This window comes from Nostoc sp. CHAB 5836 (assembly GCF_020829445.1).
Taxonomy (GTDB): domain Bacteria; phylum Cyanobacteriota; class Cyanobacteriia; order Cyanobacteriales; family Nostocaceae; genus Nostoc.
The window spans coordinates 1-8,198 of the sequence record NZ_JAIVFV010000241.1; the positions used below are offsets into that span (position 1 = coordinate 1).

Genomic DNA, 8,198 nt, shown 5'->3' on the forward strand with positions numbered 1-8,198 from the left:
GGGGGAATTAATCGCCTCAGGGACGAGAATCGCCTCCTGAGGCAAAAACTAAAACAGATACAACAAGTAGCAAAGGAAGACCCGCCCCAACCAAATAGGTAAGGCGGGTTTGTAATTTAACACTATTTTATGGTAACTGCTGGTTAACTGTGGTAACCTAAAAAGAGAAGAATAAAGGAGGAAATTTCAGGACTGGAGTAAAAAGGTTACCACAATACCAGGGTTTACCAAGCACAGTTGAACAATTGTCAGCCCAAAGACTTAAAGGAATTGATCAGCAACAGTTATATGAAAGCCCCACTGATAAGTTTCTCAGGCCATCAGCAGGGACAAAACATAACCAACATTTAAGGCTATGAATTACTGGGAGCAACGCGAAAAAGTGAGATCGCGGTTTAGTTCTCAATTACAGACCTACATTCTCAACTAAACCTAGATTTTTAGTTGTGATCGCATGTAACCGTTCACGGGGGGTAGAACATTCGAATTGCGGTAATTTCATGCGATTTTTCCTGATTTTTCTAATTTGACTAATTGAAAATCTTTTAAAGTATGGGTAAAATTCTCATTTTTAGTTGGATTCCATAGTTTGCGTGCTTTTTGCATTCTCTCAATCTCCCTTTGCCAAAGTGAGGAGGTAAATCCCTTGAGATAGTATTCGAGACATTGTTGGAGATGAGCGTCAAAAGCTTTTTCTAATCTTAGAGTGTAGTGTTGCAGACAGTCACTACTGGTTAAACCAGAAGCAATAGCATCTATAACACTGGTTGCCAGAATTGCTCCTCGCATAGCGTACCCTGTGCCATCCCCACTAATCGGATCTACAGAAAAAGCTGCATCTCCTACTGCTAGGTGTTTATTGCCAGATAAAGGTCGCAAAATCTGAGGAAAAGCTGCAAATATAGCGATTGATGCTGACAATTCGGCGATATAGTTCTGAATATATCGTGTTTGTTTGATTAAAATTGCCAACAGGTCTGAAGTTTCACCTAAAATTAGAGGAACCATAGCTTGAAGTATTGCCTTCTTATTACCTAAAGGAGCTAAAAACAACCAACCTTCTGGGACTGTTTCAATCCAATAGATATCTTCTTGGGCAAAATTAGTTAGCTGTACTTCTTGAGAAAGTATGCAGCGATCGCCAAAAGCATAACGATGACCCGACCCTAGTTTTTGGGCGATCGCCGATTGACGACCACCCGCATCAATAATCCAAGCAAATTCATGCTGGAGATCGCCTAAATTATCGATACTGAGTGACAATTCCTGAAACTGAACTTGATCATGGTATTTTTCTAATAAATGCGTCCAAAGGCGATTGCTTAATAAGTTCCCATTAATAACCGCATTTGGTTCAGCCATGCTTAAAACCCCTCCATCGTTTCCCCAAGCAACTCGACGGGAAGTAAGTAGGTGAAAATCATACCAAAAATCAGTTTCCAGTTGCCAAATATCTTGTAAAAGATAGCGAGTTACATCATTAATAATTAAGGTTGGGGAAGAGTGGGATAATTTATCCCATATCTCAACTTCCCAACCATTACGTGTGAGTAAATGGGCACAAGTTAAACCTGCTATACCACCACCAATAATTAATATTTTTTGCATGAGAATTGAATTATATTTATGCGAGTTTTCTATCTCTATTCCCAAGTAGAACCTGGGAATAGATGTGAGAATTGATACTATTGATTTAAGTCTTCATTAATTAACTGGTGCATTTGCTGAAATAACTGTTCGTGGACTATTAGTTGACGCGTGGCTAAAGCTTGTTCGGCTTCATTCCCCGTCTCACGCACAGTAGCAAGTGCTTCATGCATATTCGATGCCAGTGTATCTACGTGAGCATGGGCAGATGTCAAATTCATCGGTAAAGCTTGTAGATGGGGGAGTGTGAACTTAGGACGCACCCCAAAACTCGCTAAATAATGATTTGTCTCGTGCATGTTGAACATGGCACGACGTGACTGTTCCAGGACAATACCACCTGCGCGATCGCCCAAAGAAAAGCTCACCTGCAATGCTCCCAGCAAGACGTTGTAGTTTTCATTACTCAGTTTTTGTAACGATATGAATTTTGACTTTGGTTGCGGGTCTTGTAAGGGACGCAAATATGAGTTTGGTTCCATTCCTGCTAAATGTTGCTTGACTGCCAAAAATCGCTGCCAGTGGTCGTTACCTTCGTCGATGATTAGTTTGATTAGATGCATTAAGCGATCGCGTTCTGGGAAAAGTGCGGGTTGTTTGTCGATGCTTGTGAGCAAGCGAACATACATACCATCAACACCCTCACCCATTGCTTGACTGGGTTTTTCGACTTCGATAAACCAATCTAATTGTTCTGGGGTTAAAGGTTCGAGTTGGAATGGTTTTCGCAACATGCGTCCAATTATCTCTGCTCGTCCCAAGGATGGAGGTTGCTTTAAGAAGTTGAGTGCTTCATTTACCCAGCGTAGGTGACGCATCTCGTCGATCGCGATTGTAAATACTTCATTCGCAGCTGCAAAAATGCGTTTAGTTTGTTCATCTGCACCTGTTTCGGGTAAACGCGGTGGTACATTTAAGGAATAATGTGCATAAAGATACTCAATACAGAGTGCGTGTTCGACCGTTGCCAGGTAGTGTAATTCTTCAATTACTTGTTCTCTGGTCATTAACTCACTATCTGGTGGAGCTGGACGAGGTATAAAAGTTTCGCACTCCCTATCGTTGAGGACAACAGGTAGTTGATTCCAAGCTCCTTCGATTAGTTCAGCATAATCTAGCTCCTGCTCACGTCGTACCCCATTCCAGCTCCCCTGACTTGGTGGTACATCCGGAGGTTGGGAACTACTGCGATCGCGACGTTGAAAATTTAAGTAGGGTTGCGTTCCATCGGCACTGGTGACAATATCAGGTTTATTAGCAGCCCAGTAAAAACAACCACAATCGCGAAAATCGTATTGCCAAGGAGCGCACAAACTGCGAGTTAAATCACCCGGTTGGTAAACATCAGTATCAATTAATCCATTATCGTCCAAATAACGAGCGCGATCGCCTACTAGCACCGCGACAATTTCATTATCTCGGCGTTTTATACCACTTTTCCCGGAATTAGGTAATTGGCTGAGGTCATCAATCTCCAACTCTTGGAGCAACTGTTCAAGTAATCTATTATTGATAGCTAGCGAAGAAGCAAGAACTATGGCAATTTTTCCTGGTAACAAATCATGAACTCGTCGCCAAATTTCTAACCCTGTCAGCTTGTTAAACCCAAAAACTGGTGGTTCGGTTTGTGTTGCGATCGTCTTACCTACCAAAGCTGTCAAATACAGCAGCTTTTGACTATCATTTGGTGTGAGTCCAGTTTGTGCGGGAATCCCATCAGTTGCAACTTCCCGAACAATTGCTCCATCATCGCGATGAAATTCAAAAATCAAACCCGGAAAAAACCCTTTATCGAGATTTCGCTGGTCAAATTCCAATCCCGGAAAGCAATTATCAACACCACTCTCCAAACGAGTATTAGTCGGATTCCCCCGCACAACATAATCAGCTTTTGCTGTTAAATTCCGAGGAAAAATCTTGCCATCATTATTCATATAATCAATCCTCTACTTTTTATTTAAAAGACCTAAACAGGAATGACACTAAGTTAAAATGTAGCCCTTGCCATGACTGGTTCCCAGCCCGGAGCCTGGGAACGAGAATACACAAGAGTTTGGACTTATCTGAGTGCCATTCGACCTAAACAGCTAAAGTCGTCGCACTGCTGATTCCTACACCCTGATTCGACATGACAAAATACTCAGGACGTTGACTCGATAACTCGATATACGCACGCAAACAGAAGTCCAACCAACCACGAATGTAATCGCATCCCACTCTGCCACGTTTCTTGACCTCGTGATAGCAACCACCACCGCAAAGATATCTAGCCCAACATCCATTACAAGGTTCCATCAAATCCACATGGGCAGCAGCTAAATGGGCTGTCCTTGCCTCGATATTTGTACCTGCTTGCACGCTTCCCATTGCAAATTCGGGGTCATCAATCAACCGATGACAAGCAAATAGTTTGCCTTCAGCATTCGCGCTCAGATAAGCTGCACCTGCACCGCAAGGATAGGGACGATGACTGCCACGATGAATTTCACTGAATGCAGTTTCCAAGTTTCCAAATGCATAACTTCGACCTGCGGCAATTTCTCGCAAGGCTTTTTCTCCACAAACAAGCATGTTCTGGAGAAAGACATCAAAATCACTCGGTGAAAACGTCAGTGATGGATCGGGAGAAACTAAAACTGCGGCAAATCCGACTTCATCAAATCCCAAACTTAAAATATGGTTGAGAATTGGCAATAGTTCCCCTGTTTTGGGAGTAACGGTGACACGCGCTGCTAGATGCTGAGGTTTACCATAACGCTTGAATAAATCTAATCCAGCAATCAAGCGATCGTAACTACTCGAACCATCATTCATCCGCCGAATAGCATCGTTTTGTTGCTTGTCGCCATCGATACTTATAGCGACAGTAAAGGGAAACTCATTAAATAGCTGCACATCCTCTAGTTGCAGCATTGTGGCGTTGGTTGTAATTGAGAATCTAATGCGGCGACCTGTTCTTTTCGCGACCTCTGTTGCGTAGTACGTCGTTTCCCGAACTACAGCACGATTCAGCAATGGTTCACCACCCATATAACCAATGACTAATCCAACATTGGGGTCAGATTCAGCAATCAAGCGGTCAACACTTGCCTTAGCAACCTCTAAGCTCATCATGCGAGCTTTTCCACCAAATTTGCCCGTATCAGCATAGCAGTAGCCACAGGACATATTGCAAGCTTGAGCAACATTGAGGGAAATCGAAGCGATCGCAGGAGGTGTGAGGGGTTGATAGTCGATATATCGCGGTAGTATAGGGGAAAATAAACCAAGTGCTTCTGTGTCAGTCATTTCGACTGGTAAATCGTAGATGCGACTGCCATCTACAACGAATATATGCGACCCTTCAGAGGTTGGGAATCGATGATATTCGGAGTTAGTATTGATGGTCGTTTGGAGTTTCATATCAGTTTGGTTTGACCGAAGGATAGATATTGCGTAGCTTGCTACTTACTTTTATCCGCTTGCGCGTCTACTCGCTCTGGGAGTATTGCGAATTATTCTAAGTTCCCGCTTCCGCATCTTTACGCAGACGATTTGCCCAGGCAACAAGTAATTGATACTGTCTTCGAGTAATGTGCATCGGGTAAGCATCAGAACCACGCATCAAAGCAGGCATTTTGCGATCGTAATATTTTTCATCGGTCATGGGTTCGCGAATCCATTTGGATATCAATTCCGGACGTTCGCGCAGCATATCCTCAAATACCTCTAAGGAGATGAAGCGACGATGACGCTGACGACCATATTCTGTTAATGGTAAAGGTCGTTCGCGTAGAGATTCCATTGGTGGAAATGCTCTATTGGCAGCAACTTCTGGTGGTACACTCTCATCGATCGCGATCGCACGATTGGTACGATGGGCACGTAAGTTTTGAAAATCCAGGTTCATCGCTTCCATTGTTTCCAATACTCGTTCGAGCAAATCACCAATTTCTGCTGCTGTCAGGTTCAAATCATCCACATATGCAGGATCAAGCACATCATCGCGTTTAATGCGATCGCTCAATCCATCGGCAAGGGAAACTGGTGATCTACGATCGGGTGCAAAGTCTGGTGGTGAGACAACAATTCTGGCTTTGGCAGTGGAAACTCCAGCTAATGAGCAACTAATAATACCATCACAAATATCATCGACTAGTCCTAAACTTTTTTGTGTCTCATCATTCTCAAAAGCATATAATCCACCGGGAGCGGTTCGTGGGTCATCAGCCGTAGGTATGAAATCACACCATTTAGCATCGGGATTGATAATAAGTTGTTCAGGTGGTAACTCAAAGTTTTGCCAGCTTGTTGAACTACCATTGAGACGTTGTTTGAGGTTAGTTGGTGCGTATACTAATCCTTTGGGGGGAGTGAACCGCAAGCGAATTTCCGGAAATTCATCGCTAGGATGGGTAATTTGAACACTTCCAAGAGGTAAAGGTTTATCGGCAATCACGAGGGGATGGGGAGTATTTTGGGGAGATATACCCAAGAGTAATTGTCTTTGGGTAATATTTCCCTTGATTTCCACCGTTGCTGTAATGCGATCGCTTTGTTCTAAGGTGTAATGATGGGGTTTGAGATTTGCAACTTCAACTTTCCAGTGCAAATCATTTACAGTTAGTCCAAACCTTGCCAAAACCAATGGTGTGATTGCTCCGGTTTCTACACCAGTCTCAGTTCTCCACTCACCATGCAATTCAAAAAACGGACATACGGGACGAAAACCAGCATCATCCTTAAATTGAATCGATGTGGGAATGCTAGATGTCACCGTCCCATCCTCTGCCACATGCAACGTAGTTACCCCTTGAACCGTAGTTTGACCAGTCCCACGAGGACGCAAATCATTTGCACCCCAAACAAAGCTATCGCAAGGAGTTTGAGAACGTCCCAAACGTGCGATCGCTAAAGGTGGATATAGCCATAATTTCTCAATCATTTGATTTTCCTCATAAAAGACAATGCAGAAATTATGTTTTACTTGTAAGTAAAGTTACATTGTACTTAAATTAAATTTTTAGCGTAGGCGTAGCCCGCCGAAGCTAACTGAGATTAGGAAAGATTATACAACAAGATGGCAAATACATTGACCAGTTAAAATAAGCAGGGTTAGCGCGTCTCAAACCCTATTGACAGGTGGATTTGAGCAGAGTGTTGAGTTTGGAAGAGTCGCCGCCAAAACAGAAACCATATCAGCAATTCCAAATTCAAATTTTGACAACGGGTAAGTAGCCGAGTTCCATCTCTTTTCCCCTCAAGGTAGAATCTACCTTTTTTGTGAAAGTCTTAATTTTTGATGATTCGGCGATCGCTCTGCTTGACCGATGACCAATGACCGATGACCAATGACCAATGATTAATGACCGATGACCGATGACCGATGACCGATGACCGATGACCGATGACCATCAAGCAGTAACTACAGCTTTCTTACTAGCGAAAGCCCCCGCCTGCCTTAGCGCTGTACCAGGACTGGGATGAGCGAAGAACTCTTCTATAGCTGACACTGTTGGCGAAATATTTCTTCACAATTTTGGCAAATAATATTACAAGCAAATTCTGGTTGCTTCCATAGCGATAGGATAATTAAATCCTGCTGAAAGAATAATTTGCTACCATGTTGATGCAACCCCAAAATATTCCTGACATACCTCAACAAACAGTAGATGTGGCACGCGCATCTTTTCCAAAAGGGAATATTTATATGCAAATCCGGGATACTTTGGGAAGCATTTTTGACTCAGAAACATTTGTAGACCTGTTCCCTACTAACGGGCAGCCAGCATATGCACCTTGGCGGTTAGCGCTTGTTTGTATCATGCAATTTATGGAGAATTTATCTGACAGACAAGCGGCAGATGCAGTACGTGGACATATTGATTGGAAGTATCTATTGAGTCTCCCTTTAACCGACCCTGGCTTTGACTATTCAATCCTTTCTGAGTTTCGTACTCGATTGCTGACTGGTGGCGCAGAGCAAAAGTTACTAGATATATTACTAACCCGGTTGAGGGAAGCCGAATTCCTGAAAACTCATCGCCGACAGCGTACAGATTCAACCCACGTTTTAGGTGCAATCCGCGTTCTCAATCGATTGGAAACGTTAGGGGAAGGAATGCGTTTAGCCCTAAATAGTTTGGTAGTTGCAGCACCTGACTGGTTACCCTATCTACAATTACCGACGAGCAAGCAGTGGAACCAATCCACTCTTCCCTTGAAGACTTATATTTACTACCAGACGAGCATCTAGTTGATGCTGGATATCCCACATCGGAAAATTTAGTAAATAGTAAGACTCAGTATAATATTGAAATTATTGGTCCTGTGCGTTCAGATCCCAGTTGGCAAACAAAGGCTCAACAAGGATTTGATAGCTCTAACTTTCAAATAGACTGGGATAACGAAAAAGTTACCTGTCCCCAAGGATACCAAAGTACTAAATCCCACATTCCGCACCCCTTACTGTCATAAGCGGTTATTACGGTAATAAATGAAAATCACAAGAATAAAATAATACATAAAAGGATATTTGAGGAATAAAAGTGGCACGAATCTTATTCTCAATA

5 protein-coding genes and 1 pseudogene are annotated in these 8,198 nt (G+C 42.9%); 1 reads left to right on the forward strand and 5 read right to left on the reverse strand.

Going from position 1 to position 8,198, the window contains the following annotated elements; translation table 11 throughout:
• Positions 1-498: 498 nt before the first annotated feature.
• From LC605_RS29305 to LC605_RS33195, 5 genes are all read right to left on the reverse strand, one after another.
• On the reverse strand, positions 499-1,608 hold the full coding sequence (locus LC605_RS29305; protein ID WP_229550958.1) for an NAD(P)-binding protein: 1,110 nt from the start codon (positions 1,606-1,608) through the stop codon (positions 499-501).
• Positions 1,609-1,685: 77 nt separating this feature from the next.
• Positions 1,686-3,581, reverse strand: coding sequence for a ferritin-like domain-containing protein (locus LC605_RS29310; protein WP_229550959.1), 1,896 nt, complete (start codon positions 3,579-3,581; stop codon positions 1,686-1,688).
• A 145-nt stretch (positions 3,582-3,726) separates the two neighbouring features.
• Positions 3,727-5,049: a radical SAM protein gene (locus LC605_RS29315; protein ID WP_229550960.1), complete on the reverse strand. Its 1,323-nt coding sequence runs from the start codon at positions 5,047-5,049 to the stop codon at positions 3,727-3,729.
• 97 nt (positions 5,050-5,146) lie between these two features.
• Positions 5,147-6,571 (reverse strand): hypothetical protein, encoded by a 1,425-nt coding sequence (locus tag LC605_RS29320; protein ID WP_229550961.1) that lies wholly within the window; start codon positions 6,569-6,571, stop codon positions 5,147-5,149.
• Between the two features lie 347 nt (positions 6,572-6,918).
• Positions 6,919-7,041 (reverse strand): hypothetical protein, encoded by a 123-nt coding sequence (locus LC605_RS33195; protein WP_267868706.1) that lies wholly within the window; start codon positions 7,039-7,041, stop codon positions 6,919-6,921.
• A 208-nt stretch (positions 7,042-7,249) separates the two neighbouring features.
• Here LC605_RS33195 and LC605_RS29325 point away from each other — a divergent pair.
• Positions 7,250-8,073: pseudogene (locus LC605_RS29325) on the forward strand (transposase); the annotation flags it as partial.
• Positions 8,074-8,198: the final 125 nt, after the last annotated feature.

Excerpts from the sequence above, each read along its gene's own strand:
- LC605_RS29305 (WP_229550958.1), bottom strand. The coding sequence starts at position 1,608 with ATGCAAAAAATATTAATTATTGGTGGTGGTATAGCAGGTTTAACTTGT.
- LC605_RS29310 (WP_229550959.1), bottom strand. The coding sequence starts at position 3,581 with ATGAATAATGATGGCAAGATTTTTCCTCGGAATTTAACAGCAAAAGCT.
- LC605_RS29315 (WP_229550960.1), bottom strand. The coding sequence starts at position 5,049 with ATGAAACTCCAAACGACCATCAATACTAACTCCGAATATCATCGATTC.
- LC605_RS29320 (WP_229550961.1), bottom strand. The coding sequence starts at position 6,571 with ATGATTGAGAAATTATGGCTATATCCACCTTTAGCGATCGCACGTTTG.
- LC605_RS33195 (WP_267868706.1), bottom strand. The coding sequence starts at position 7,041 with ATGGTCATCGGTCATCGGTCATCGGTCATCGGTCATCGGTCATCGGTC.